Annotated in this window: 28 protein-coding genes and 2 pseudogenes; 6 read left to right on the top strand and 24 right to left on the bottom strand. The window is 43.0% G+C overall.

What is annotated here, in order from left to right; genetic code table 11:
- The first annotated feature begins 13 nt into the window (after positions 1–13).
- Positions 14–508 carry a PCYCGC domain-containing protein gene (locus DER53_RS14540; RefSeq protein WP_015864153.1) on the top strand — a complete coding sequence of 165 codons (495 nt, stop codon included), beginning with the start codon at positions 14–16 and terminating at the stop codon, positions 506–508.
- 33 nt (positions 509–541) lie between these two features.
- Here the strand turns inward: DER53_RS14540 and DER53_RS14545 are convergent, their stop codons facing one another.
- From DER53_RS14545 to DER53_RS14570, 6 genes are all read right to left on the bottom strand, one after another.
- Complete coding sequence (locus DER53_RS14545) at positions 542–1,273, bottom strand: exonuclease domain-containing protein (protein WP_062755179.1); 732 nt, start codon at positions 1,271–1,273, stop codon at positions 542–544.
- On the bottom strand, positions 1,266–2,315 hold the full coding sequence (locus DER53_RS14550) for a DUF294 nucleotidyltransferase-like domain-containing protein (protein ID WP_062755178.1): 1,050 nt from the start codon (positions 2,313–2,315) through the stop codon (positions 1,266–1,268). The genes DER53_RS14545 and DER53_RS14550 overlap by 8 nt, the downstream gene beginning before the upstream one ends.
- 19 nt (positions 2,316–2,334) lie before the next feature.
- Positions 2,335–3,636, bottom strand: coding sequence for an ammonium transporter (locus DER53_RS14555; protein ID WP_062755177.1), 1,302 nt, complete (start codon positions 3,634–3,636; stop codon positions 2,335–2,337).
- Between the two features lie 236 nt (positions 3,637–3,872).
- On the bottom strand, positions 3,873–4,280 hold the full coding sequence (locus DER53_RS14560) for a VWA-like domain-containing protein (RefSeq protein WP_062755294.1): 408 nt from the start codon (positions 4,278–4,280) through the stop codon (positions 3,873–3,875).
- A 93-nt stretch (positions 4,281–4,373) separates the two neighbouring features.
- A complete protein-coding gene (locus DER53_RS14565; protein ID WP_062755176.1) occupies positions 4,374–5,204 on the bottom strand; it encodes a DMT family transporter in 831 nt (276 codons plus the stop codon).
- Positions 5,205–5,297: 93 nt separating this feature from the next.
- A complete protein-coding gene (locus DER53_RS14570) occupies positions 5,298–5,495 on the bottom strand; it encodes a YozQ family protein (RefSeq protein WP_062677965.1) in 198 nt (65 codons plus the stop codon).
- Positions 5,496–5,644: 149 nt separating this feature from the next.
- Between DER53_RS14570 and DER53_RS17630 the strand changes: the two genes are divergently transcribed.
- Both DER53_RS17630 and DER53_RS14575 read left to right on the top strand, forming a co-directional pair.
- Complete coding sequence (locus tag DER53_RS17630) at positions 5,645–5,773, top strand: hypothetical protein (RefSeq protein ID WP_255265206.1); 129 nt, start codon at positions 5,645–5,647, stop codon at positions 5,771–5,773.
- A gap of 27 nt (positions 5,774–5,800) precedes the next feature.
- Positions 5,801–6,262, top strand: coding sequence for a YndM family protein (locus DER53_RS14575; protein WP_062755174.1), 462 nt, complete (start codon positions 5,801–5,803; stop codon positions 6,260–6,262).
- Positions 6,263–6,291: 29 nt separating this feature from the next.
- On the opposite strand, the pseudogene DER53_RS14580 reads toward DER53_RS14575, so the two are convergent.
- Both DER53_RS14580 and DER53_RS14585 read right to left on the bottom strand, forming a co-directional pair.
- Positions 6,292–7,483, bottom strand: a pseudogene (locus tag DER53_RS14580) (toxic anion resistance protein).
- Between the two features lie 16 nt (positions 7,484–7,499).
- The gene (locus DER53_RS14585) at positions 7,500–8,132 is read right to left on the bottom strand and encodes a 5-bromo-4-chloroindolyl phosphate hydrolysis family protein (protein ID WP_015864159.1); all 633 of its coding nucleotides are present in this window, start codon (positions 8,130–8,132) and stop codon (positions 7,500–7,502) included.
- Between the two features lie 222 nt (positions 8,133–8,354).
- Between DER53_RS14585 and DER53_RS17635 the strand changes: the two genes are divergently transcribed.
- Both DER53_RS17635 and DER53_RS14590 read left to right on the top strand, forming a co-directional pair.
- Positions 8,355–8,489, top strand: a complete 135-nt coding sequence (locus tag DER53_RS17635) for a hypothetical protein (protein ID WP_015864160.1) — start codon at positions 8,355–8,357, stop codon at positions 8,487–8,489.
- 19 nt (positions 8,490–8,508) lie between these two features.
- Positions 8,509–9,171 (top strand): SIMPL domain-containing protein, encoded by a 663-nt coding sequence (locus DER53_RS14590; RefSeq protein ID WP_015864161.1) that lies wholly within the window; start codon positions 8,509–8,511, stop codon positions 9,169–9,171.
- A 35-nt stretch (positions 9,172–9,206) separates the two neighbouring features.
- On the opposite strand, the gene DER53_RS14595 is transcribed toward DER53_RS14590, so the two are convergent.
- Positions 9,207–9,971: a TcaA second domain-containing protein gene (locus DER53_RS14595; protein ID WP_062677968.1), complete on the bottom strand. Its 765-nt coding sequence runs from the start codon at positions 9,969–9,971 to the stop codon at positions 9,207–9,209.
- 225 nt (positions 9,972–10,196) lie between these two features.
- Positions 10,197–11,468 carry an MDR family MFS transporter gene (locus tag DER53_RS14605; RefSeq protein WP_062755170.1) on the bottom strand — a complete coding sequence of 424 codons (1,272 nt, stop codon included), beginning with the start codon at positions 11,466–11,468 and terminating at the stop codon, positions 10,197–10,199.
- Positions 11,469–11,813: 345 nt separating this feature from the next.
- Here DER53_RS14605 and DER53_RS14610 point away from each other — a divergent pair.
- Positions 11,814–13,254, top strand: a pseudogene (locus DER53_RS14610) (IS1182 family transposase).
- A 281-nt stretch (positions 13,255–13,535) separates the two neighbouring features.
- Here DER53_RS14610 and DER53_RS17810 read toward each other — a convergent pair.
- The 14 genes from DER53_RS17810 to DER53_RS14680 all read right to left on the bottom strand — a co-directional run bounded on the left by DER53_RS17810 (position 13,536) and on the right by DER53_RS14680 (position 25,406).
- Positions 13,536–13,721 carry a flavin reductase family protein gene (locus DER53_RS17810; protein WP_375781772.1) on the bottom strand — a complete coding sequence of 62 codons (186 nt, stop codon included), beginning with the start codon at positions 13,719–13,721 and terminating at the stop codon, positions 13,536–13,538.
- Between the two features lie 97 nt (positions 13,722–13,818).
- Positions 13,819–14,574: an ABC transporter ATP-binding protein gene (locus DER53_RS14620; protein WP_062677969.1), complete on the bottom strand. Its 756-nt coding sequence runs from the start codon at positions 14,572–14,574 to the stop codon at positions 13,819–13,821.
- A complete protein-coding gene (locus tag DER53_RS14625) occupies positions 14,575–15,351 on the bottom strand; it encodes an ABC transporter ATP-binding protein (RefSeq protein WP_062755165.1) in 777 nt (258 codons plus the stop codon).
- Positions 15,352–15,381: 30 nt separating this feature from the next.
- Positions 15,382–16,413, bottom strand: a complete 1,032-nt coding sequence (locus DER53_RS14630) for a branched-chain amino acid ABC transporter permease (protein ID WP_121910057.1) — start codon at positions 16,411–16,413, stop codon at positions 15,382–15,384.
- A 14-nt stretch (positions 16,414–16,427) separates the two neighbouring features.
- Positions 16,428–17,309: a branched-chain amino acid ABC transporter permease gene (locus tag DER53_RS14635; RefSeq protein WP_062677972.1), complete on the bottom strand. Its 882-nt coding sequence runs from the start codon at positions 17,307–17,309 to the stop codon at positions 16,428–16,430.
- Positions 17,310–17,391: 82 nt separating this feature from the next.
- Positions 17,392–18,561, bottom strand: coding sequence for an ABC transporter substrate-binding protein (locus tag DER53_RS14640; protein WP_062755163.1), 1,170 nt, complete (start codon positions 18,559–18,561; stop codon positions 17,392–17,394).
- A gap of 252 nt (positions 18,562–18,813) precedes the next feature.
- Positions 18,814–19,458: a GntR family transcriptional regulator gene (locus tag DER53_RS14645; RefSeq protein WP_062677974.1), complete on the bottom strand. Its 645-nt coding sequence runs from the start codon at positions 19,456–19,458 to the stop codon at positions 18,814–18,816.
- Between the two features lie 53 nt (positions 19,459–19,511).
- Entirely contained in the window at positions 19,512–21,026 is a 1,515-nt protein-coding gene (gene hpaE, locus DER53_RS14650; RefSeq protein WP_062755161.1) for a 5-carboxymethyl-2-hydroxymuconate semialdehyde dehydrogenase, read from the bottom strand.
- A 22-nt stretch (positions 21,027–21,048) separates the two neighbouring features.
- Positions 21,049–21,435, bottom strand: coding sequence for a 5-carboxymethyl-2-hydroxymuconate Delta-isomerase (locus DER53_RS14655; protein WP_062677976.1), 387 nt, complete (start codon positions 21,433–21,435; stop codon positions 21,049–21,051).
- Positions 21,436–21,453: 18 nt separating this feature from the next.
- The gene (locus tag DER53_RS14660) at positions 21,454–22,191 is read right to left on the bottom strand and encodes a fumarylacetoacetate hydrolase family protein (protein ID WP_062677977.1); all 738 of its coding nucleotides are present in this window, start codon (positions 22,189–22,191) and stop codon (positions 21,454–21,456) included.
- On the bottom strand, positions 22,166–22,981 hold the full coding sequence (locus tag DER53_RS14665; RefSeq protein WP_062755159.1) for a fumarylacetoacetate hydrolase family protein: 816 nt from the start codon (positions 22,979–22,981) through the stop codon (positions 22,166–22,168). The genes DER53_RS14660 and DER53_RS14665 overlap by 26 nt, the downstream gene beginning before the upstream one ends.
- A 24-nt stretch (positions 22,982–23,005) precedes the next feature.
- Positions 23,006–23,923 carry a 2,4-dihydroxyhept-2-ene-1,7-dioic acid aldolase gene (gene hpaI, locus DER53_RS14670; protein ID WP_062677979.1) on the bottom strand — a complete coding sequence of 306 codons (918 nt, stop codon included), beginning with the start codon at positions 23,921–23,923 and terminating at the stop codon, positions 23,006–23,008.
- Between the two features lie 123 nt (positions 23,924–24,046).
- Positions 24,047–24,925, bottom strand: a complete 879-nt coding sequence (locus DER53_RS14675) for an FAD synthetase family protein (protein WP_062755157.1) — start codon at positions 24,923–24,925, stop codon at positions 24,047–24,049.
- A 4-nt stretch (positions 24,926–24,929) separates the two neighbouring features.
- Complete coding sequence (locus tag DER53_RS14680) at positions 24,930–25,406, bottom strand: flavin reductase family protein (RefSeq protein ID WP_062755155.1); 477 nt, start codon at positions 25,404–25,406, stop codon at positions 24,930–24,932.
- Positions 25,407–25,416 lie beyond the last annotated feature (10 nt).

Below are 25,416 nucleotides of genomic sequence, written 5' to 3' on the forward strand. Positions count from 1 at the left end.
GGATGACGATGGCATGAAGCGCACCGCCATTATGGCAGCGTGTCTGCTTTCATTTGGCATCATCATGGGCGCTTGCTCCGATGACAAAGCAAGCGAAACAAAGCATGACCATTCCATGACATATACAACCAATTCCGGGGATATCCGCGAAACGACAAAATCGATCGACCATCTTCCAACCTTTTTAAGCAATTTTGAAGAAGATATGGCTGTTTTGTATCAGCAAGCCGCCAAGCATAAAGACTTGCTCGAGCATATTCCTTGCTACTGCGGCTGCGGAGAAGCGGCGGGTCATAAAAATAACTACGATTGTTTCGTTCATGAAACGAAAAAAGATGGCTCCATCGTTTGGGATGATCACGGAACAAAATGTGGTGTATGCCTTGAAATCGCAAAAGAAGCGATTGTAGAATATGACCAAGGCAAATCGATCAAAGAAATACGGAAAATGATTGACGAGAAATATAAAGAAGGCTACGCGGAACCGACACCAACGAAACCGCTGTAATGCAAAAGGCGATCTCCTTTTGGAGACCGCCTTTTATCGCATGCTTAGCGCGCTATACAAATCATTTAACGTTTCTATGTTTCTGCTTTTTAATTCTTCTAATAGCCGATCCCATAGCTCTGCCATCGCCTGTACATCCCCATCGGCCGTATGCCGTTTTTCGCAGGAAATCCCGTAGTATTGTAATGCCGCATCTAGCGAAGGAAACGGACGATGCCGCACCATTTCGGCAATGGGCTGCATATCTAAAAAACGCGCAGTCCATTTTGTCCGGTAATACGTCCAGAGAAAATGATTAAGAAACGATAAATCATGGCCAATATGATATCCGATCATTACCCCTCCATGGATGAACGATAAAAACGAACGCATCGCCTCCCATAGGCGCGGCGCATGTTGCACATCTTCTGCTTGAATTCCTGTCAGCGAAGAAATGTGCGGCGGAATCGCTTTTTCTGGACAAACGAGCGTAAAATATGTTTCTTTTACGATTCCGTTTACCGTTTTCGCCGCCGCCATCGCTAAAATTTCGTCACCGTGTTGCGGCGAAAACCCCGTCGTTTCCATGTCAATGATTATAAACATGACTTCATCAAGGGGCATCGTCATATCGATTTGCTTCTGTTGCTCTTTCCTTAAAGAACGAAGCCACATTTCTTGCTGCAACGAATGCTCTCCGCCTATGAACGCGGACGATGCTTCGCGCGGTATTTCAAGTGACAAAAAACGAAGCGCCCGCTGCCAAAAACGATGCCGCTCACTCACCTATACCACCTGCCCGACGCACGACAAACCGTTGCAATCTTTTTGCTGTTCTCATCGCTTTTTTCAGACATGTTCGTTCGTTTGCTTCCAGCATGTGCCATAACACATAGTCACGGTCACTTCCAGCTTCTTTTGCATACTTTAGCCGAATGTAGTAATACGTCAAGAGCGCCTCCCTCGCTTCTTCTGCCAACGGCAACGGAAGCAGCGCTCGATTTGCGATCTCGCACCATCTTTCCCACGTCGTCGCTGCGGAAATATCGGCAACACATGCTAGCCACTTTAATGCGTTGACGATTTGTACATAGCCGCTATGTTTCATATGAATCGCTCCACTGTGGGGCCCCCATCGTTCCATTTGTACGTTGTGCAGCCAGCCTAAAGGGATGGCAGGAAATGTCACATGCTCCCCTATGCATCGCAGCAACTGCATCTCCTGGTTGATCGAGTGAAACAGTCTCCGCCGGCTATCGGTAACCAGCTCGCTATCCCCATAAATCGGCCGCATATCCATCGCGATAAACAAAAAACGAATATCATTAGGGAGGCAGCCGCTGATGTACATCTCTATCTGTTTTTCCCAATCGCGAAGCGACTGCCCCCATCGTTTGTTTGTCGCCATCACATATCCTGAACAATATGGATAGCCAATTTCGTATAAATAATTGGTTCCGACTGCCGCAACATGACGGATGAATTCATAACATTGTTTCTCTTCATGTTCACCGCATTCAAACAAAATGCCATGATCTTGATCTGTCCATATAGTCGGCTCTCGTCTCCCCATGCTCCCCATCACATACCAACACCATTTTCGCGGGCGTATTCCTACCGACGCGCGCAATGTTTCCTCTTCCGCAAACAGAAAAGCCCGCTTCACAAGAGCATCATGCGCATCACTGATGATAGGAGAAATCGATTCAATCTCCTCCCATCGCAAAATATCACGAACCCGATTGGCAAGTTCGTCATGATACATGCGAAGTTCGCCGATCGTCTCCGCCTCTTCCATTTGCTTCATCCATTCGTATAACGATTGCATGAAAACGCACATCCAAACATTACTGTTGCATAATCGGCTTTGATTGGTAAGCAGGGTCAAGTTGCTCAGGGTAACCGTATGAGCCGTGCTCACTAATATCCAAGCCGGAAATTTCTTGTTCTGCCGTCACACGCAATCCAATCGTTTTCTTCAATATAAACAACACAACCAAGGAAACGACTGCTACATAAACCGCTGCGCCGAGCACGCCGACTGTTTGTACGATCAGTTGATGAAATCCGCCGCCATACACAAGGCCGGCCTTTCCAATCCCTGTTATTTCCACTAAACGCGGCGAAGCAAAAAATCCCGTTGAAATCGTACCGATAATGCCGGCGATGCCGTGCACGGAAAACGCGTAAATCGGATCATCAATCCCTTTTCGCTCAAAATAAATCGATGTCCAAAACGTCAATGAGCCCGCTATCGCTCCGATCACTACCGCCGCCCACGGTTCCACGAAAGCGCATGCCGCTGTAATCGCCACTAACGCCGCGAGCACCCCGTTGACCATTGCCGGAATGTCGGCCTTTCCAATCATAATTTTCGCGGTTACAATCGCCGCAATCGCTCCGGCCGCTGCTGCCAAGTTGGTCGTCAACGCAACGTAGCTGAAAAATCCATCGCCTACCACCATCGTGCTTCCCGCGTTAAATCCGAACCAGCCAATCCATAAAATCAACCCGCCGATCACCGTATACACTTGGTTATGCCCTGGAATAACGTTCGGCGTTTTATCTTTATTGAATTTCCCTATTCGCGGCCCAAGCAAAACTGTCGCGACCAGCGCGGCAATCGCTCCTTGCAGATGAACGACCGTAGAGCCTGCAAAATCTTGCATTCCTATTTCTCCGAGCCAGCCGCCGCCCCAAACCCAGTGACCAATCACTGGATAAATCGCAATCATAAAAATCGTTCCAAATAGAAAATAGACGGATAATTTAGCGCGCTCGGCAAATCCACCCCATGCAATCGCAAGCGATACTCCGGCAAAACCTAACTGAAACAAAAACTTCAACTCCAACGGAACATTCGCCCATGACAGCGAAGCAAACGTGTTTTCATCTCCTTGCAAAAACCATCCTTCTGTTCCGATAAGCCGATTTCCCGCTCCGAACGTAATCGCGAAACCAAATGCCCAAAAAGCGAGCGAAGCAATCGCAAAACTCAATATTTGTTTTCCTGCCACATGACCGGAATTTTTCATTCTTGTCGATCCTGCTTCTAACAAAGCGAACCCTGCCTGCATCCCAATCACTAGTATCGCGCTCACCATCACCCAAAGCGCATCAAGTCCTGCCGCCAGCATTTTTCCATCCATTCTTCTCACTCTCCCCTTTTTGTTATATTTTATAACTCTATATGTAATAATATATAACGTAAAATCTTTGTTTTCAACTCCAATTTGTTTTTGTAATCGCTTACTAAATAATTTTTATGTAATATTTTATAACATAAACGTTCTCTGCCTATTTTTTCACTTTCTTACGGCAACCCTAGTCCAATAACAAAAAAAGAATGCCTTAAAACAGCATTGTTTTAAGGCATTCTGTCCGCTTACGCCACGCGGATTGGTTTGCCAAACGGCACACGCGGCGTATAATCATCGGGAACAATCCAAAACACTTCGTAATCCACTTCCAATTCTTCGTAAAAATATCCAGTTACATCGGTAATGTAAAAAAGCGTATCGATTTTTTGTTCTTTTGCCCATTCCAATACTTCCGTATATGACGATTTTCCATGTTTAAAATATTTAATAGCCGCCATTCCGACAGGAGACACGTCACGAATTTTAAAATCGGCCTGTACTAACAATGTATCCGGTCTTACTTTTTCAAACAGCTTAACAATATTTTGAATTAAAATCGGACGTGATGGACGATTGGATGTATCAATCGCCAAGGCAATGGAATGATCTTTTCGTTCCTTCAGCAATGAAAGAAGCGCCCTTTGCCATTTCACGATCATCAGCCTCCTTAATTATGATGTTAAAAATCAGTATTAGTATGGACGGGAAGGAAGCTGAGTACGAACTGTTTTTCTTTCCTCTTTCTCCTACAATTTTGTCAAAATCAATCCGAATAACGCAGTAATAATTCCAATAAGCTGGTATGATTTCAATTTTTCCTTAAATAAGTAACAACCAAGCACTACTACGACTAAACAGTTTAAACTAACAATCGGAAATACGATAGAAGCAACACCTTGGTTCAGCGCATAAAGGTAACAGCTAAATCCGATGACGCTAAATAGCGCCACCGCTGTCCCAAGGCGCAACTCCCGCTTTTGTATCATTGTGTTGCGACAGTTCCAAAATAAATACATCCCTCCACCGCCATACATAGCAGTCAGCAAATCCAATGAACCGATGCCGATAACAGAACACCACTTCATCAAAACCCCAACCGCTCCAAACGAAACAATCGCCATGCCGATATGGATCAGCCAAGGTATGTATTCATAATTTCCTTTCGCCTTCGGAGTGTATTGGGTAATGGCAGCAGAACATAACATGCATAAAACGCCAATCCAATGCAGGAGTGGAATGTGTTCGCCAAATACCATTCCAGCCGCCAGCACAGGAAAAATCGCATTCACCGCAATGAGCGGTGCCGTTAAGCTAGCTGGACCTTTTTCAAACGCCCTGGACATTTGAATGTTTCCCGTTGCATTGCAAATGCCAATTAACGCTCCAAGAACAATCGATGCCACACTAGGATGCAGCGATTTCGTCATCCATCCATACAACGCCATGATAAAAAATGCCACGACATAAAAATAAAACTGAATATGTTGTTTCGACATCGAATGGCGCGTGCTCCACTTCAACAGCGTATTGTTAATGCCGAAACAAACAGCGGTGAATACAGAAGCAGCCAACCACACTTTTGTCTCTCTCCCTGGTGACGATGTACAACTTTTATTATAAATCGAGAAGATGAAATAACGTCAAGGATTTTCACACCTTGACGCCTTTGCTTACTGCTCATTTTGTCCAGAAAGGGGAATATCTTTTCCATTTACATCCTCAATGACCCCATCGACTGTCCCTTCCATATACACATCGCTTACTTGTTCGTGCGTTGTCGCCAACGTGGAAGATAAAGAATCAGTACGTTCATAATCAGACGGATCATATTGTTTTCCCGCAATATTTAAGTTTTCTTGTTTTTTCATTATTCATGCCTCCTTGTTCATTCTACTCATTATTAATGTGAAACAATCAGAAAAAATAAAAAGAGGGAGTTTATGGTTATTTACATGTATACGTTCACACTAAAAAGACAAACTAATGATAAAGAATGATAAGAGAGGATGAACGCAACTTGAAACAAGAAAAACAAAATAAGAGCATCGAACAACAACAAAAAGACCGCCAACCGGAAAAAGAGATGGAGAAACAATCCGGATACGGGGATAAAAAACTAGAAGGACCAAATTTTCCGGCTGAATAATTGTTTGCTAAAAGATGACGTTCAGCGATGAGACATTTACTCGCTCTTGCATGGAAATACATGTTGCTTGCCACCGTCTTTTTTGCGATGATCCCGTTATTTTTACGCGTTTCCTCAGCAGAACTGTTATGGTTCAGCTTATGGATGACGCTTGTGGCTTATGCGCTCGGCGATTTATACATTCTTCCACGTTTTGGCAATTTATCAGCGGTGATTGCCGATTTTGGCCTTGCTTTTGTCGGCGTATGGATCGGAATCGGCGTTTTTTACAATGCTGGCGGTGTTGCTGTTATAAACGCCGCATTCTTTTCCGCACTGCTTGTCGCACTAGGCGAAATATTGTTTCACGCCTATATGAATCGAATCGTTCTTCGCCATCAAGATGAGAAAAAAGAACATTCTATGCGGCGAGGGCTGCAAACAGAAATTGCGGAAGAATTCGATGTTCGAAGCGCAACAGACCAAGAAGAAGACAAACAAGAAAGCTGACCTCACTCGATAAGAGGTCAGCTTTTTATTCATCGCTCGTCTCGCTTTAATGACAACAACGTTTGTTTCAGCTGTTCTTCCATCGTAACGAGCTCTCGTTCTACTTGCTGCCGTTTGAGGCGGCCTTCTTGCTGGATTTTTAACGTTTCTTCTAATGTCGTCACTAAATTTTCCTGCGTTTTTTTCAACGTTTCAATATCAATGAGCCCACGTTCATTTTCTTTCGCGACTTCAATGCTGTTTGTTTTCAGCATTTCCGAATTGCGAAGCAGCAAATTGTTCGTCGTTTCCGTTACTTGTTTTTGCGCCTCGACCGCTTTTTGCTGGCGGAATAATGTCAGTGCGATCACAACTTGGTTTTTCCATAGCGGAATCGCGGTTAAAATCGAGGATTGAATGCGCTCGACCAGCGTCTGGTTCATATGCTGAATCATGCGGATTTGCGGCGCGGTTTGAATCGTTACTTGCCGGCTTAATTTTAAATCGTGGATACGTTTTTCCAGCCGATCGGCAAACTGCAACAAATCATTCACTTCTTGCATTTCCATTTGGTTTCCTGACCGTTCTGCTTGGGCGCGTTTTTTCCGGAATCACTTTCGTCCGCAATTCTTCCAGTTTATGCTCTGCCGCCGCGATATAAATGTTAAGCGCATCAAAGTATTCTTTATTTTTTTCGTACAATGTTTCTAGCATCATAATGTCGCGAAACAGCAATTGACGGTGCTTTTCCAGTTGATCGGCGATTTTATCAATTTCCACGCCAATTTTTTGATACTTTGCGATCATGCCTTGCAGCGATTTTGACACAGAGCCAAACAGCCGCGCAAACAATCCTTTTTTCGCCGGAAGCAAGTCATCCGGATTCACTTCTTTAATTTTCGTCATTAAATCACTGATCACTTCCCCAACGGGCCCTGCATCTTTTGTTTGCACATGATGTAAAATCGTATGGGAAAACTTCGACAGCTCTGCCTGCGCCGCAACCCCGTATTGAATGATGGCTTGCTGGTTGCGCGGATCGATTTGTTTCGCAAGCTGCAGTGCTTTGTCGCGATGTTCCGGCTTTAACGTATCGATCAGTCTTGTCGGCTGCGTTTGTTTATGAATATCCGTTTCCTCTTGTTCATTCGGTAAGGAAAACGGATTTTCCAAAAGCGAATCCAGCGAGCTTGTCCACTGCTCGCGAAGATCGTTTGCCGGCATGTGATCAGACGGTTTCATAGTCCTTCTCCTTTCTTCACTTTATCGTTTCTGGCAGCTTTTGTTGCTCTAGCGACTGCTCGAGCAGTTTCGTTTCTACTTGTAAATCAAACACATCATTCGAAAGTATCTCCAATAACCGCCGCTCCGCCGAAGCGGCTACTTCATCAAGAAGCCGTTCCGTCTTCCACAACGCCTCTTTCATCTCTTGATTGCGTACAGGCTGATTGATTAAATAAACATATTTTTCGATCATCGTCACCGCCATTGGCAGTTCGTTTAAGAAAAACGATTGGGCAAGACGAAATTGATGTGGATGTTGTTCCACCGCGCGAATCATTTTATCGACAGCCGTACATATTCGCGAAATTTTTTGCCACATGACAAGGGAGCGAACGCGGAAACGAGCGATGCGCATTTGTTTCCATTTTTTCCGCGCCTCATGAAGCTGTGAGTGAATATACACTTTCTCTTCTTTTAAAAGCCCTCCCGGCGTAATTTTTCCATCCCTCTTTTTCATCACGAACGATGTAGCAAGCATTGCTCCCATTCCGGATAAAAAGGAAGGAAAAAAGCGAAAATCAGTGAGAAAAAACGTTGTTACCGCCACTATAACACCTACATTCCAAGAAACAAACCAGCGCCATAACGTTCTAAGCAACTGTTTCATCGTCCATCCCTTTCTCCTGATCTATTTACTTTCATTATAGCATGTCCACTTTCTTTCATACGTGTCAATTGCCGATTTTGTTTCATTTATCTAACTGGTAATCGTTAGAGTTCATATGGAAAATTTGTGACGCTGTCATGGATCCATCACCTCTTCGCGCATAGGACAACATAACGGACGAATATGCTGTAACAAAAAGCATATACAAAGGAGCTGGGCCGCATGAAACATATTGATTGGCAAATGGTATATTTTGTCGGTGCCACGTTATTAAAAGAATATTGGTGCTATATCGGGCTGCCGCGCGTTTACTATTGGAGCATCAACGATTATGAGGATAATAATAAAGCAGCGTAAAAATGAAAGGAGAATCATGATGCAAGAATGGTATATGCCGATTCAAAGAAGCAAGCCAGCCGTGAAAACGATCACGGTCACCGGACAAGGGACCATCATTACGAAACCCGATACGGTCATCATTACACTCGGAGTACGAACAGAACATAAAAACGTACACGAAGCGCTCGCAGAAAACGCAAAACGAGCGAATGCCATGATTCACGCGCTGAAAGCAATTGGAGTGAGGGAAGAAAATATCGATACTGCTTCTTTTTCGATTTATCCGAAATATGATTACTCTAACGGAAATGCCGCTTTAATCGGCTATGAAGTAGAGCATATTTTCGACATTACCGTCAAAGATCCAAAATCCGTCGGCAACATTTACGATACCGCTGTCCAAAACGGCGCAAACATTGCCCGCCACATTCAATTCCGCCTCGCTAATGAACAACCGTACTACCAGCAAGCACTTTCTCTTGCCGTAAAAAACGCGAAAGAAAAAGCCATCGTGATTGCCCGCACTCTCGGTCTTCCATTGCACGACATACCGATCCAAGTAACAGAAGAAAGCGTCGCTCCATCGATTCCGCGCACGCCTTCCTCCATCGCAACGCTAGCCGCCTCAAAAGCAGTCACGCCGATTCAGACGCAAGATATTATCATCACCGCTACAGTGCAGGCCGTATTCCCATATTAGACAAAAAGATCCTTCCACTTCGTGAAGGATCTCCATCATTCTCTCGTCAAATCCACTTCATGTACTCGTGAACCGCCAAATAAAGCAACTTTTTTTGTTTGTTTTTCACGTTTTTCCCCGTCCTTTTTTACGCTAGTAATCGTATATGTCCCAGGCAAATACGGACCGACCTTTTTCACCAATGGATCTTTTGTCGGTTTTCCTTTTACTTCCTTGCCATTAATGATAATTTTATCATCCGGCTCATTCAAACGAATGTTAAAAAAGTACAAGGTCGGTTCAAAAACGTAGCGATCTCCATATACTTTAATGGTAAAAATAGGCGGTTTTGACGTCAGCCCTTTTATATATACGTGCTTCATTTTCTGCTGTTTCTCAAAGTCCTTCTCTAACTTTTCATACGCGTTCGGATGATCCTTTAAATAGGCGAATAAAGGCTGAAGCGTCGTTTCATTGACGGAAAGCGACTCATCAGGAATACGGATATACTTTTTCAAATCGGCGATATCTTCGTCTTTTAAAGCTTGTTCCAACCGCATAATCGCCACTTCTCTCTCCGCAGTATTTTTGAGGGCTCCATATCCTTTTAAAATCAGCCCTCCAATGCCCCATACCGCCATGACAGCGAGAGCGATGCGCCAAATGAGGCGATAATATTTTTTTCGCCGCTTTTGCATAAAAAGACGCGCTTGTTTTCTCTGTTCATAGCGCGCTAACATCGCTGTGCCGCTTCCCTCGGTTCTTGTTTCTGTACGATTTGACCCCCTTATCGTTTCATCGAGAGACACCTGTTGTTTCACTGTGCTTCCCCTCTCCTGTCTTTATTTCTAGTTCATCTTTATGCCAGAATCAGGGAATCTATGTTACGAAAACAACCAGTATGCCCTAGTGTTTATTATTATAAAGCGTATACAAAACCGCATGCCAATGTTTTGCACTTGGCGATGCGGTTGGTTTCCAGCCTTCATTCTTTAGTTGCGCACAAACAAGGCGCTTGCACCTGTCACCTTCATTGGTTTTAAACATTATGTTAATGCTTTGTGTGTTTGCCGTTTTTCAAGCAATTGAAACATAATCATATATAAGGCCGCACTTATGAAAGAAAGCATACTTAACAAGAAAAACGTCCATTCATACCCGAGCCATATCGTTGCCGTGATCGAAAGCGGGGCAATCGCCCGTCCGATCGTCCAGCGCAAGCTCGCAGCCGCAAAATACTGCCCGCGCATCTCCTCCGGAGCAAGCTTGGAAATAAACGTTTGCTGGATTCCTACTGTCATCAGCTCCCCAAACGTAAACAATCCCATCACCAAAATAAGTCCCCAAATCGATGTCGTTTGTCCAAACAAAAAAATCGCAATTCCATAAACAATGGACGACCCAACAAACGCCGTCCGTTCATGATAACGTTCCATCCATTTCGTTACCCACACGGTAAACAGCACAACAAGCAAGCCGTTTTCGGAAATAAGAAGGCCAAATGCTTTCTCTCCAGTAAGCGTAAACGACCAATCACCGAAGGAAAATAACGTTTGCCTCTCCACCGTATCTTTTGTATACACAGGAATCAGTAAATCCAGCTGCATAACCGTCTGTGCGACAAGAATACCTGCAATGATAAACAATAGAAATATTCGGTCGCGCACAATCACGCTGTACTGACGGACTTGCTGCCACAAAAACTCATACCATTTCCCGTGCACCAGCTCTCCGTTTTCACGCGCGGGCACAGTCTCACGAAGCCATTTTGTCAATACCGCAGCGAGAAACAGAAACAAAAATGCCGTAGCAAGCAATAACTCAAAAAGATAATGTTCATAAAACACCCCGCCAATAATCGGTCCGACCACAACAGCAACATTGATGGACATATAAAACACGGCAAAGACGCTGCTGCGATGTTCTTCCGGCACCACATCGGCAACCATCGCCTGGCTTGCGGGCCAGTAAAACGCCCCGCAAATTCCGGCGATCGTAAAGCAAAGATACCCCACGAACGGCGAAGTAAACCACGGAGAACTAGCAAGCGCAAAAAAGAAAAACGCTGCCCCTTGACCATAGGCAGACAACACCATCATCCGCTTGCGTCCGAATACATCCGCGCAATATCCGCCCATCAAACTAGCGATCACGGAAAAAATTTGCGAAACAATCAATAATAGTCCTGCTTTATCCTTTCCAAATGACTCAGTAAAATATATCGCCATAAACGGAAAAAACATCCAAAATGCGATATGGACGAGCGCCTCGCCAAATAAGCGCATCTTTAAATTCCGATCCCAGTCGCGTATTCTCATATACACACCTCCCTTCTCTTTTGCTGCATCCTAGTAGACAAATATCTGACACAATCACTATATCGCCTGCCAATTATACCATATAGTTTTATGTTTGTATCTTTTCGGGAATATTTTTTAGCGAAAACACTATTTGTTTTCATCTGTAACTATTGAGTCTAATACAAATATTCTGTTGTCAAGAGTCGTATAAAATAAAAGAGACTGTCCCAAAAGTGTTCGCATAGCACTCGCTTTTGGTCAAAAAAAAGAAGAAAACCGTTCCTTTTTGGTATACACAATCCTACCAAGAAAGGACAGTTTTTTATGTACATTTATTATAACCGATTTTGCCATGGATCTTGAATTCTCATTCCCAAACATCATCTTTGCCGGATCGCGGATCTAGCAGTAGAAAAAATGGATCCAGCTCTGTTCGTTTCCCTCTATCCTGGCGGAGGCCGCCCAGCCTATCACCTGAAAATGATGTTGAAAGTCATCCTGTATGCCTACGCCAATCGGATCTACTCCTCTCGCCAAATCGCCAAGCAGTTGAAAGAAAACATTTACTTTATGTGGCTCTCCGGCCATCAAACACCGGATTTCCGCACGATCAACCGATTTCGCTCGGAACGGATGAAGGACGTCATTTACGAAATATTCTTCTCCATTGTCGATCTTCTGCGTCAAGAAGGGCTCGTCAAACTAGAGGATTACTTTCTGGATGGGACGAAAATCGAGGCCAATGCCAACCAATGCGACTTTGTTTGGTGCAAATCAACAGAAAAGTACGATCAGAAGTTGGAAGAGAAATTCCGAAAAATCGTTGCCTAGATCGAACAGGTGGCAAAAGAAGATGAAGAGACGGAACAAGAAGAGGATTTTCAAGAAAAACTGGAGGCTTCACCGATCACGTCGGAAGAGATCGAAGCCGTGATCGAACAAGTGGAAGAACGCTTAAAGAAAGTTCCGAAGAACCGCACGTTAAAGAAAGCCAAACGGGCAATTGAGATAAGATCTTCTCCTTCGCAAGAAGAAATATGAAGAATACAAAAAAGTGTTAGGCGAACGGAACAGCTTTTCGAAAACGGATCCGGATGCGACATTCCTGCAGATGAAAGACGACCATATGAAAAATGGGTAGCTAAAACCGAGATACAATGTACAAATAGGAACAGAAAACCAATTTATCATTGGATTTAGCGTGCATCAACGGGCAGAGGATGCCGGATGTTTCATTCCGCATTTGGAGCAATTGGCCGCCTATGGACGCCCAATGCCCAAACGGGCCATTGCGGATTCCGCCACAACACCGCTGGGCCTAGAACAAACGAATCGTAGGCGAAAGAGATCGGCCGAATCGAGAACATGACGTATGATGAGGAACTGGATGAGTGGATTTGCGCCAAAGTGGAACAGTTGGGGTTTGTGTATGAACGGAACGAAACGACCGACAACGGGCACGTCACCGTCAAACGGACGTATCGTTGTACGACATGTGCCGGATGCCCGTTTCAAACGGCATGCACCAAAGACAAAGACACAAAAACCATCCACGTTTCTTTGAAAAAACAACAACGGCAGGAAATTCGGGAACGGCTGTCCACGGAAGAAGGAGCGGCAACGTATCGAAAACGAGCCGGTGCTTGGGCAAATCAAGCATAACCAGCAATTCCAGCGCTTTTTGTTAAGAGGTCTCCCAAAAATTACCGTGGAATAGGGACTTATTTGTGCTGCTCACAATTTGAATAAGTGGGCGGCCACCGTCAACCCAATGAAAAGAAAAAGGGAGAACATACAGGGATAAGAAGAAGCAGATCCTTTGAGAAAGCAAAAAATATCCAAATGAAGTAAAAGCAAAGCAGAAGGCTGTCCTCAAAATGTCGTTTTACGACCTTTTGGGACAGCCTTTTCGTTTATTATTCCTTCGCGGTGCTTCGCTTCCCTTCAAAGAACAATAAAGGATCTCCAGCTTCGTCTTTCATCAAAATGTCCCGCACTTCGCCAAAATACATCGTATGATCCCCGATAAATAGGAGCTATGTATTTACATAAGGTAAAATCGGTTGTCCGTTTACCCATAGAAATCTACCTTTTCCCTTCCTTGAGTTGCTCGGCAAACAGGCGGGGAAGATCCTCATGCTCTCTCACTAAAATGTTCACAGCGAACTTGCCCGTTTGTTTAATAATTGGATTCATTCTTGCCTTCTCCCTAATAGAAACGAGAACTGTCTTCGGATTAAGCGAAGCGGACATGGACGCGTTTGATGCCATTCCTTTTATTTCTCCTTGAAAATGTCGATATAACCGTAACACCTGTCGCGAATTTTCCCATCGCGTTTCAATGGAGTTAATTAATTATGTTATGTTCCTACTTGTTTGATATTGTTGTCTCATCATATGAGGTCCTTTTTTGAATTCCTAAATAAGCATTTTTTACTCGTTCATCGTGCAATAGCTCATCCGCTTTGCCTTGAATAGCGATTTCACCGCGGTCGAGCACACAAGCATAGTCTGCAATTTGCAATGCTGCTCGTACGTTTTGTTCTACTAGCAAAATAGTCATGCCAAGCTGATCCCGTAATTGCTCGAGCAGTTTCATAATCTCTTTTACAACAAGCGGAGCAAGACCTAAAGAAGGTTCATCTAACAACATCAATGTCGGTTTTGCCATTAATCCTCGTCCGATTGCCAACATCTGTTGTTCTCCTCCACTCAACAAGCCCCCGGGTCTGTCTAGCATCGTTTTTAACTTTGGAAAAACTTCCAACACGTTTTCATAATCCCTCATCACTTGCTGAAAATCGTGCCGATATCGATGATACGCTCCTAACAGTAAGTTATCTTTTACAGACAAATCATCGAAAATTTGTCGGCGCTCCGGAACGAGGCAAATCCCCTTTTTTACGATTTGTTCTACTTTCCCATAAGGAAGTGCCTCGTTTTCAAAAATAATTTCGCCCTCTTTCGGTAGATATATGCCTGCAATTGTACCTAGCAACGTGCTCTTTCCTGCTCCGTTTGCCCCCACAATCGCCATAATTTCCCCTTTACCAATTTGCAAATGAATTCCTTTTAGTACGTGCAAATGACCGTGATAAACATGAAGATCATTTAACGCCAGCATCTATATCATCTCCTCCTCCCCTAAATACGCTTTAATGACATCCGGGTGCTGTGAAATTTCTTCAGGGCTCCCCTCCGCGATTTTCTTTCCGTAATCTAATACAACGATTCGATCCGCAATCGACATCACCGTTTCCATATCATGTTCGACAAACAAAAATGCCATGCCATTGCTTCTCATAGTCAATAAAACCTCGACTAATTTTTTTGATTCATGCGGATTTAACCCAGCCATCGGCTCATCTAACAAAATAAGGGAAGGATTGGAGGCAGCTGCTCTTGCGATCTCTACTAACCGCTGCGTTCCGTACGGTAATACGTTTGCTTTTTCAAAAGCAAGATGTTCAATTCCAATTTGTTGCAGACATGCGAATGCTTGTTCCAGCGCTTGTTTCTCCTCTTTTGACACCCGCGGCAAACGAATCCCCGCGCTGAATATCCCCGTTTTTAACCGCGGGTGCAGACCAACCATAACATTTTCAATTACGGTCATATTTCCAAACACTTGAAGATTTTGAAACGTTCTTGTTATTCCTAACTGTGCAAGCTGAAAAGGTTTTTTACCAACGGTGGAACTCCCTTTGAAAACAATAGAACCGCTCGTTGGCGAGAGAATACCTGTAATAACATTAAACAGCGTCGTCTTACCTGCCCCGTTCGGTCCAATGACCGCAACAATTTCTCGATCATGAACGTAAAACGAAACGTTCTGCACGGCATGAACGCCTCCAAACGATTTTGATAATTGATGGACTTGTAAAAGTACATTTTCCTTCATAGACGTTCGCCCCCTATAGAACTGGCATTCTCATTTTCCGAAACAAGCATTGACTCGTTTTTTTCGGCGCCAGGCAGGTAACACTCGTTTTACTATTTTCGATATGGAATGAGACAATCCGTTTGGCATGTAAATAAGAATAATAACAAGCAAAATTCCAAAAAATACAATCTCAAATTCCCCGCTCGCATTCGGAATAAATAGCGGGACAATCTCTTTTAACAGCTCTCCTAGACATACGTATACTGCCGCGCCAATCAAACCACCCCAGACGTTTCCAGTTCCACCTATTACAACCATAATTAAAAAATAAATAGACGTAATCATTTCAAATAATTGCGGGTTAATAAATGTAACATAATGCGCGTACAAACTGCCTGCAACGGCTGCATAAATGGCGCTGATCATAAACATTTGCAGCTTATATTTTGTAATGTTCACTCCTAGCGAATTCGCTGCAACTTCACTTCCATGAATTGATAACAACGCTCTGCCTATTCTAGATTGAACAATATTACGAGCAAAAAGAATGCCGATCAATGCGAAGATCCATACAAGATAATAAAACTGAAAATCCGTTTGAATGGTAATCCCAAATAGACTGATAGGCGGAATTCCAAAAAATCCGTTTAGTCCACCAGTTATTTCTTTCCATTCCTTAAAAAAAGTGAATACAATGACACCAAAACCTAAAGTAGCCAATGCTAAGTAATGTTCTCTTAATCGAAATGCAGGAATGCCAATAATAAATGCTACCATTGCCGCGATAACCGCTCCCACCATCATGGCAAGCCATGGAGAAAGTCCAAAGTGGGTAGTGAAATATGCAGACGTATAAGCTCCTATTCCGTAAAATGCCGCTTGTCCTAGCGATATTTGTCCTGCGTATCCCATCAGTAATGTCAATCCTGTGCTCACAATCGTATAAAATCCAATCATAATAAGCGTGCTTAACAAATAGTTATTCGTTGAAAAAACAAGTGGCAGGCCAAGCAAAATTACAACAAACAGAATCGATCCTTTTGTGCTTCTGTTATATACTTTATTTAAATCTAGGCCCATATTGCTTTTCCCCCTTATACCCGTTTCCCAGACGCCTTTGCAAAAATTCCATTTGGCATAAAAAACAAAACAAGCAAAAGTAATCCGAAACTAATCGCATCTTTATACCCTGAAGAAAAATATCCCTCTGTAAACGCCTCCAAAATCCCTATTATAAAAGCTCCGACAATGGCAGCGGGCGCATTTGTCAGTCCTCCAATTACCGCGGCGATAAATGCTTTTAGTCCTATCATCACTCCCATGTCATACGAAGCGCCAGAAATAGGAGCAATAATGATTCCTGCTAATGCCCCAAGCCCCGCGCTGATAACAATGGCCCCAAATGACATTTTTCGTGGTTGAATTCCCATTAGACGAGCAGCAAAAGGATTCACGACGCAAGCTGTCACCGCTTTTCCCATATAGGTCTTATTAAAGAAGAAATATAAAACGGCTAAACTTATTAAAGAAATTCCAATCGCCCATATATTTTGTGTTTGAATGACAGCCCCGAAAATCTGTAAGGAATCATTGCCGGTAAACGGTCGTAACGCATAAGGCTGCGTTCCCCAAACAAAAATCGCGATTCCACGAAAAACAAACGCTACCCCAATCGTAATAATAATTAATGTAGCTGTAGATGAATGCCTCGCTGGATGAATGGCAGATCTTTCAAATAATACACCAATGATCATCACTAAAACAACACTAAGCAATATAGAGAGAATAAAAGGAAAACCGCTGTTTACAAAGGAAATGCAAATAAGCGCCCCCAGCATCGCAAAATCACCTTGAGCTAGGTTTAAAATACCAGTAATGCTATAGGTAATCACAAATCCCAGTGCGACTAATGCATAAATGCTACCAACCGTCAATCCCGAAAAAAGTAACTGCACAAACTGACTCCATACATCCATCTTCTGCCCACTTCCTTTTCTAATCATTCTTTAATGTAAAAGAAAGGGAATTAGTCATCTAATTCCCTCCTTATACGAGGTTTTACTCCGCAAGCACAAACTTGCCATCTTTGATTTGCACCATTACTAAGCTATCCGCTGTTAATCCGGTATGATCGTTTTTCGTCATATTAAAGATTCCCGATATTCCAATAAAGTTTTTCGTGTTTTCCAATTTTTCTTTTATTTTTTCTTTATCCGTTCCTGCTTCTTTGATCGCATTGATCAATAAATGGAACGCATCCCATGCATGTCCGCCAAATGTAGTTGGTTCATAGTTATACGCTTTCTCAAAATCTTTCTTATAATTCAGTAACATTTCTTTTTGCGGATCACTATCCGGCAATTGTTCTGCCACTAAAATACGTCCAATTGGGAAGATAACCCCTTCCGCTGCTTCCCCCGCTAAATCAATAAAGCTCTTTGTACCGATTCCATGGCTTTCAATAACTGGTATATGAATACCTAACTGATGAATATTTTTTGTAACAACTGCTGATTCTTGAGTGGTCCCCCATACGATAATCGCTTGAGGGTTTGCTTTTTTCACTCTCGTCAGCATCGCTTTTGCATCGTCTACGGTTGCTTCAAACTCTTCTTCAATAATTGCTTTTATCCCGTAATTAGGGGCTAAACGTTTAAATTCCTCATGTCCGCTTGTTCCGTAAGCGTTCGCGACATTGAGCCATGCCACTTTTTGTAGGCCATTTTCTTTTAAATAGCTTAATAGTTTAGAAATCACGATGTCGTCACCTTGAGCGGTTTTAAATGTCCAATTTCTTGGAGAATGATCATCAGGTTGGACTATTTGTTTACTAGCTGCTAAGGAGATGTATGGAATACCTGCTTTTTCGATTTGAGGAATCATGGCGAGTGCATTACCGCTAATCGTACCACCAATAATCGCTGTGACTTTTTCTTGTTCAATAAGTTTTTTCGTGGATAATACGGCTTCATTTTGATCAGACTTATCATCATAAGTAATCAATTCTATTTTTTTGCCATTAACCCCACCATTTTCATTCAGTTCCTTGACTAGCATCTTCACTGTTTCCATTTCCGGTTTTCCTAATGGCGCAGCTCCCCCAGAAGCAGAAAATATTCCACCAATTTTAATCACTTCGGATTCGGAGCCGCTTGAATGTTCCTTGCCACACGAAGCAAGAATGAATACGCATAACATAGATATCATGACCGATAAAAACTTTCTCATCCCTCATCGAATCCCCCTTAAAAATCCTGATAAATGGTACCGTTTTCATTTATGCGAAGTCTACACACAGCTGTGTGGCACGAATTATTTATGCAAAGAGAGGCAAAAAACTGGAGTCGTAGTAAGATAGGAGGTAGCATTTATACATTTTCGGTATATGAAATAATATATGACAAAGCGTAAATGACAATCACTTATTTATCATCCCATTCAACTAAAGCATTACCGCTTTAGTTGAATGGAGAAGTGATACTAGCGATTTTTGAAAGCTTCCACCGTATTTAATTTGTGCTGACGAACAAAGCCCTCAATTTCGTTTCGTGGCGCTTGTTCCTTTAACAGACGGATAATTTCTTCATGTTCTTTAATGGATTCCTTCGCCCGCTGCGGCACAAAGGTAAACCCATACGCGCGGATTCGCCTCATTCGCTGCCAAATTTGCTTAATTTGCTCTTCTAAATACGCGTTGCCACAATGTTTGTAAATGAGCGCATGAAATTCATAATTGAGTTCACTAAATCGCTCAAAGTCAAATTCCTGCAGCGCCTGCTCCATCTTTTTATTTAATTCTGTTAATTGTTGAATCATCCCCTCCTTCATATTACTGGAGCTTAGCGCTGTCGCGTATCCTTCAAGCACCGCCAAGACAGACAACGTTTCTAAATATTCTTTCTCGTTAATGTTGCTGACGATAGCACCCGTGTAAGGCTTATATTGAATCCACCCTTCCGCTTCCAATTGGCGGATTGCCTCCCTGACCGGAATGCTACTCAAGCTTAACTCTCGGGCAATTTGATCGATGACGATCCGATATCCCGGCCCATACAAGCCGTTTTCGATGCGAGAAAGAATATATTCATAGGCAATTTGTGTTTTGTTTTTTGTTTTGGATTCCATACTATTATCATATATCATATGCTATATACTCACAAGCATGTAATTTTTCTATTTTATCCATGTTGGGCGGAAGCAGCGGAAGGTTGTTTGGATTTTCCGAATTTTGGTATCGGATGATCGCCGATAGAAACGTGAATCACTTGCACTTCCGTATAAAAGTCGAAGCTGTAATGACCGCCTTCGCGGCCGATACCACTGTATTTCGTGCCTCCAAACGGAATGCGCAAATCCCTGACGTTTTGCGAATTTACCCACGCCATTCCGCTTTCGATCGATTGAGCGATGCGATGGCCTCGTTTTATATCGTTCGTCCATACATATGCCGCTAGTCCGTATTTTACGTCATTTGCCATTCGAATCACTTCTTCTTCCGTTTCGAATGACATTACTGCCATAACTGGGCCAAAAATTTCTTCCTGCGCCACTTTCATGCTGTTATGACAATTCAATAGCAGCGTAGGCGGTACAAAGTTTCCTTTTTTCAGCTCCTCCGGAACGTCCGCCGAATAAACTTCCGCTCCTTCTTGTTTTGCGATTTCGATATAATTCATCACCGTTTCCCAATGTTTTCGGTGAATGAGTGGTCCGACTTCCGTCAAAGGATCCATCGGGTCGCCAATGGAAATATTTTTCACTCGTTCCTTGAGTTTTTCGACAAACGAATCATAAATCGATTTTTCTAAAAACAGGCGGGAATTGGCGGTGCATCTTTCGCCATTGAAGGAGAAAATGCCCCATACTACCGCATCAAGCGCTTTTTCTAAGTCCGCGTCTGCAAAGACGATGACCGGAGATTTTCCTCCTAATTCCATCGACGTCTTTTTCAATGTATCGGCACTGTTTTTGATAATCTCCGAACCCGTTGTCGTTTCACCTGTAAAGGAAATAAGCCGCACATCCGGATGGGCGACAAGGGAAGCTCCCGCGGTTTCTCCAAAGCCGTGCACAACGTTAAATACCCCTTTTGGCAGTCCCGCTTCATGAATAATTTCTGCCAGTTTGTTTGCCGTCAGTGGCGACCATTCCGCTGGCTTCAACACAACGGTATTTCCAGTGGCCAGAGCCGGCGCAACTTTCCATGTTTCTAGCATAAACGGCGCGTTCCACGGCGTAATTAATCCTGCTACACCGACCGGTTTGTAAATGGTATAATTGAGAAATTGTCCGTCCACGTGATACGCTTCCCCAACCATGCGGCTTTTCACCATTTCCGCATAAAATCGGAAGTTTTCGGCAGCGCGAGCCGCCTGCTTTTTCGTTTGGCTGATTGGCAGCCCCGTATCAAGCGATTCCAAATACGAAATTTCCTCCGCATGTTTTTCAATTAAATCGGCAATCCGCAAAATATATGTCATTCGTTCTTGGACGGACATCGTTCGCCACGGTCCATTGTCAAACGCTTCTTTCGCCGCACGGACAGCTGCGTCAATATCCTCTTTCAAGCCTCCCGCCACTTCATTAATGACTTCGTTCGTAAATGGATTTATATTTTCAAAATAGTTGCCTGATGCGCCTTCAACAAATTCTCCATTGATATAGTGGAGCACGTTGCTGATTTTGGCTGCCATGCTTTTCCCTCCTAACGAGTAATTACGTTTGGTAACGGCGATGAATATTATTATGTTTGTATGTTCCCGATTCACTAAATTCATGTAGTTCTAGAGATAGCGCCAAGTACCGCTTCTCGTAAAGCGCGGAGAAATGCTCCTTCATAACGCTAAAAATTTCCTCGCAAACCGCTTTTTTATCCTCTTCTGAACGTCCTGCGCCGATTTTCAGCGTGCCGTGCACAAACGCATCGTCCTCTGTGCCGTCGGCAACGTAATATTCTTTCAATTCAATCGCTCTTGAACGAATGCCGCCGATCGGGAACAAATCGCTTTGCGAGATAAGCACTTGATGAACTTTGCGCAATAGTTCATGAATATTCGCTTCTTTTGCGATATTATCGGTGTATTCCAAAATAAAGTGAGGCATGAAAACGGGCCCCCTTTGTCATACGATTTTGTTCATTAATCGGCCGATTTTTTCGATTTCGGCGACGACCTCATCGCCTACATTGACATTGACTGCTCCTTTTGGTGTTCCAGTGAGTATCATATCGCCGGCATTCAGCGTCATAAAACTACTTAAATACTCGATTAGTGCCGGGATACTAAAAATCATATCTTTCGTATTTCCTTCTTGTACCAACTTCCCGTTCACATATGTCCGCAACGTGAGGTTCATCGGGTCATCAATATCGGCCTTATCGACCAGCCATGGACCAATCGGCGTGCAGTCATCGCGATTTTTCACACGGAAATTCGGGCGATAATAATTCTCCAAATAGTCGCGAATTGCGTAATCGTTCGCAATTGTATAGCCTTGCACATATTCATATGCTTCTTCCGCCTTAACTTTCCGCGTCGTTTTTCCGATTACAACAACAAGCTCACATTCATAATGCATAAACGTTGCATCGGGAGGTCTTGGTGTTTCGCCGCGATGTCCAATTAATGTATTTCGCCCTTTGAAAAAGACAAGCGGCTCTTTCGGGGCCGAAAACGATAATTCTTGTGCATGATCGGCATAATTTAGTCCTAACGCGAAAATCGTCCGCGGCTCAACAGGAGGAAGCCATGTTACTTCCTCTTCTTTCACGGTGCGTCCATTATTCAATCGCAGGAGCCCACTTTCCTCTACTACCGCCCCGTAAACAGCACCGTTAAACGCTACGCGCGCGCGTTTCATGACGTCCAATCTCCTTTATCCAATCGCTTTCATGCACAACCGTGTTTTCTAAACTTCCGATTTTTTCGATTTCAATGCGTACATGATCTCCTGCTTTCACAAGCGGCGCACCTTCTGGAACACCAACAAGTAGGACATCCCCTGGATATAGCGTCATAAACTCAGTAATATCAGCCAATAATGACGCTACAGGACGCATTAAATGTTTCGTGTTATTATGCTGGACTAAGCGGCCATTGATAAACACTCGTATATCGAGCGAATCTGGGTCAACCACTTCCTTTTTCTCGACCACCCAAGGTCCCATCGGAGCGAATCCATCCCTTGAGCGTTCCTTTACAGCGGGACGATAAATCGTTTCGTGCGGAATGGTAACATCGTTTACGATCGTATATCCATCGATATAATCGAATGCACGTTCTTTTGCGACCTTTGTCGCAGTTTGCCCAATGACCACGCCAAGCGCCGCCCCGACCTGCAGCTCAGACGCATCATCTGGCAATGGAATACATCCCCCATGCACATTTACCGTATTGCTTGGTTTCATATACAAAATCGGAGCACTAGGAGGGTGATGGTACGGCGGCTTCGTCATTTGCTTCCGAAACCGCTCCCATTCCTCTTTGTAGTTTAAAAGTACGCCGTAAATGGCACCCATCGCTGGTGCTCCCCATTGCAGTTGATTCGCATTGTACTCCGTTCCATCAATGATCACTGTATTTCTCTCTGGATCTACTTCCGACTCCATCGTATAAGAAATTCCAGCAATTTTAAAAAATGCTTTAGCCACCTGTTTCCACCACGCTCCCGGCAATCATGATGTTACTTCCGTTAATAGATTGTATTTCACGAGCGTTTGCCGGATTTTCTCTTGAATCTCTTCGCTTGGCAAATCAAGAGGCAACCGTAGCTTCGGTGTAATTTTTCCCATCATTCCTAACGCTGCCTTTACCGGTCCTGGATTCGTTTCCATGAATAAAATATCGTTTAACTCCATCAGTTCAAAATGAAGATCTTGTGCCCGTTTCACATCTCCTTCAAACCATGCGTTGTGCATTTCCGCTACTTTTGCTGGTGCCACATTTGCCGTCGCACTAATCGATCCTGCTCCACCAATTGCTAGCATCGGATAGCATAATAACTCAATACCGGAGAATAAGAGAAAATTTCTGCCGCAATAAAGAAGAACGCGATTGACGTGTTCAAAATCTTTATTGGACTCTTTCACTCCGATAATATTCGGACAATCTTCTACTAGCCGCGCCATCGTCCGCACTTCTAAATTCACTGCCGTTCTTCCTGGAATGTTATAAATAATAATCGGAATATCTACCGAATCAGCGACAGCTTTGAAATGCTTATAAAGTGCCTGCTGGGATGGTCTATTATAGTAAGGCACAATCACCATAGCAGCATCCGCGCCAATCTCTTGAGCAAACTTTGTCAATTCAAGTGTTTCCGCATGATTCGTGGAACCGGTCGCCGGAATAAATGGAACTCTTCCATTTACTGCTTTTTTCGCTGTTTCCATTACTCTCTTACGTTCTTCAATCGTTAAGGAACTAGGTTCTCCCGATGTTCCTGTGACGGAAATTCCATGGCTTCCACTTTCAATTTGCCAGTCAATTAATTTTTTCATCGTTTCAAAATCGATATTCCCTTCGCTGTCAAACGGTGTAATGACAGGAGCGATGGACCCTCTTAATCTTTGTTTAATCTCTTCGTAAGCCATAAAATATGCCCTCCTATAATTTCTGTTCATTTCTTAATTTTCTAAAATTTGATTATATTATATATAAAATTATATATGTTTTCAACGAGTAAATCATATATGATATTTCGTAAGCTAGTTTTTCTATATAACTGACTTTAATTTTTTATTATTGGCAGATGTTTCTTCATCTGACAGACGTCTAATAAAAGCGAGCTTTATAGATTGTTTATCGTTTATTTTGTTTAATCCAATAATCGTTCCATTCAACATATTCGTGTGTAAAGTTTTGGCAGAAATATTGCAGATTCCTCTATAATAGTTTCTGCCTATTTCTATTTGAACGACATATTCACCTATTTTCGGAATCATATAATCATATTCTAATCGGGCATGAAAAGTCATCTTTTCTTTATCCTCTTCTTCTGAATTAGTGAGCGTACACAAAACACTATAATAATCCCCAAGATAATGCGGAACATCATGAACCATTCCGGACAATAATAACTGCCGAATCATCGAAGAACTAATTTTTTTGTTTTGATACTTCACTTCTGGAACGATTGTAACTTCAAATATCCCCTTTCCGTCCTGTTCGAGCTGTTCCATTGTCCCTTTTCCCTTATATCCGTACGTAAAATCAAATCCTGCCACCGCATGACGGCAGCAGAGAGAAATAAGAAATCGATCAACAAATTCTCTATGAGAAAGTTTCGAAAAATCCTCATCAAATTTGACAATATAAAACTTTTCCACTCCTAATTTTGCAAAAATCTCTTGTTTTATTGATAGAGGGGAAAGATATGAGTTCACTTTTTTAGATGTCGGAATCACTTGGCTTGGATGCGGAAAAAATGTCATCACGGCCAGTGTTAATTGTTTCTTTTTTGCGAGGCGTTTTGCCGTTTCAATAATCTTTCGATGACCTACATGTACTCCGTCAAAAAAACCGAGCGCCATTACACATGGTTCAGGCTTAAAGGCAGACAAGTCTGTGTTTTTGTCTATATAAATAACTTTCACCGACTCATCCCCCATTTGAAAGGCTAGCGATATTGCGGTATTTTCCTTCAAAAAATAACAGCGGATCGCCTTCTTTCATGTAAATGTCTGTTACTTTTCCAATATATAACGTATGGTCCCCTGCGATATATGATGTATCGACATCACACAAAATATTGGCTAAGGCATCTGGTAATATCGGATGGCCATCAATCCAATTAAATTCCACGTGCCGCTCTTCTTTTAATTGTCCAGCAAATAACATAGAAAGATCTTGTTGTTGATCAGATAAAATATTGACAGTAAATTTCCCTGTTTGTTGAATGACTGAATTCATTTTAGCCTTTTCTCCAACAGAAATAAGAATCAACTTCGGATTTAATGACACTGACATAAATGCATTTGCTGTCATTCCACGCACTTGACCGTCTAAAGAGGACGTAATGACAGTAACACCGGTTGCAAATTTCCCCATCGCATTTCTAAATGTACGATCGTCCACTTTCTTCACT

Source organism: Parageobacillus toebii NBRC 107807, from assembly GCF_003688615.2.
In the GTDB taxonomy this organism is placed as follows: Bacteria; Bacillota; Bacilli; order Bacillales; family Anoxybacillaceae; genus Parageobacillus_B; species Parageobacillus_B toebii.

Coding starts and splice junctions, on each gene's coding strand:
- DER53_RS14540 (WP_015864153.1), top strand. CDS start 14: ATGAAGCGCACCGCCATTATGGCAGCGTGTCTGCTTTCATTTGGCATC.
- DER53_RS14575 (WP_062755174.1), top strand. CDS start 5,801: ATGAGACATTTACTCGCTCTTGCATGGAAATACATGTTGCTTGCCACC.
- DER53_RS14630 (WP_121910057.1), bottom strand. CDS start 16,413: ATGGGCCTAGATTTAAATAAAGTATATAACAGAAGCACAAAAGGATCG.
- DER53_RS17810 (WP_375781772.1), bottom strand. CDS start 13,721: ATGGCATCAAACGCGTCCATGTCCGCTTCGCTTAATCCGAAGACAGTT.
- DER53_RS17635 (WP_015864160.1), top strand. CDS start 8,355: ATGAAACATATTGATTGGCAAATGGTATATTTTGTCGGTGCCACGTTA.
- DER53_RS14555 (WP_062755177.1), bottom strand. CDS start 3,636: ATGGATGGAAAAATGCTGGCGGCAGGACTTGATGCGCTTTGGGTGATG.
- DER53_RS14585 (WP_015864159.1), bottom strand. CDS start 8,132: ATGAAACAGTTGCTTAGAACGTTATGGCGCTGGTTTGTTTCTTGGAAT.
- hpaI (WP_062677979.1), bottom strand. CDS start 23,923: ATGGCTTACGAAGAGATTAAACAAAGATTAAGAGGGTCCATCGCTCCT.
- DER53_RS14640 (WP_062755163.1), bottom strand. CDS start 18,561: ATGAGAAAGTTTTTATCGGTCATGATATCTATGTTATGCGTATTCATT.
- DER53_RS14570 (WP_062677965.1), bottom strand. CDS start 5,495: ATGAAAAAACAAGAAAACTTAAATATTGCGGGAAAACAATATGATCCG.
- DER53_RS14620 (WP_062677969.1), bottom strand. CDS start 14,574: ATGCTGGCGTTAAATGATCTTCATGTTTATCACGGTCATTTGCACGTA.
- DER53_RS14590 (WP_015864161.1), top strand. CDS start 8,509: ATGCAAGAATGGTATATGCCGATTCAAAGAAGCAAGCCAGCCGTGAAA.
- hpaE (WP_062755161.1), bottom strand. CDS start 21,026: ATGGCAGCCAAAATCAGCAACGTGCTCCACTATATCAATGGAGAATTT.
- DER53_RS14625 (WP_062755165.1), bottom strand. CDS start 15,351: ATGAAGGAAAATGTACTTTTACAAGTCCATCAATTATCAAAATCGTTT.
- DER53_RS14660 (WP_062677977.1), bottom strand. CDS start 22,191: ATGAAACGCGCGCGCGTAGCGTTTAACGGTGCTGTTTACGGGGCGGTA.
- DER53_RS14645 (WP_062677974.1), bottom strand. CDS start 19,458: ATGGAATCCAAAACAAAAAACAAAACACAAATTGCCTATGAATATATT.
- DER53_RS14605 (WP_062755170.1), bottom strand. CDS start 11,468: ATGAGAATACGCGACTGGGATCGGAATTTAAAGATGCGCTTATTTGGC.
- DER53_RS14655 (WP_062677976.1), bottom strand. CDS start 21,435: ATGCCTCACTTTATTTTGGAATACACCGATAATATCGCAAAAGAAGCG.
- DER53_RS14635 (WP_062677972.1), bottom strand. CDS start 17,309: ATGGATGTATGGAGTCAGTTTGTGCAGTTACTTTTTTCGGGATTGACG.
- DER53_RS14550 (WP_062755178.1), bottom strand. CDS start 2,315: ATGCAATCGTTATACGAATGGATGAAGCAAATGGAAGAGGCGGAGACG.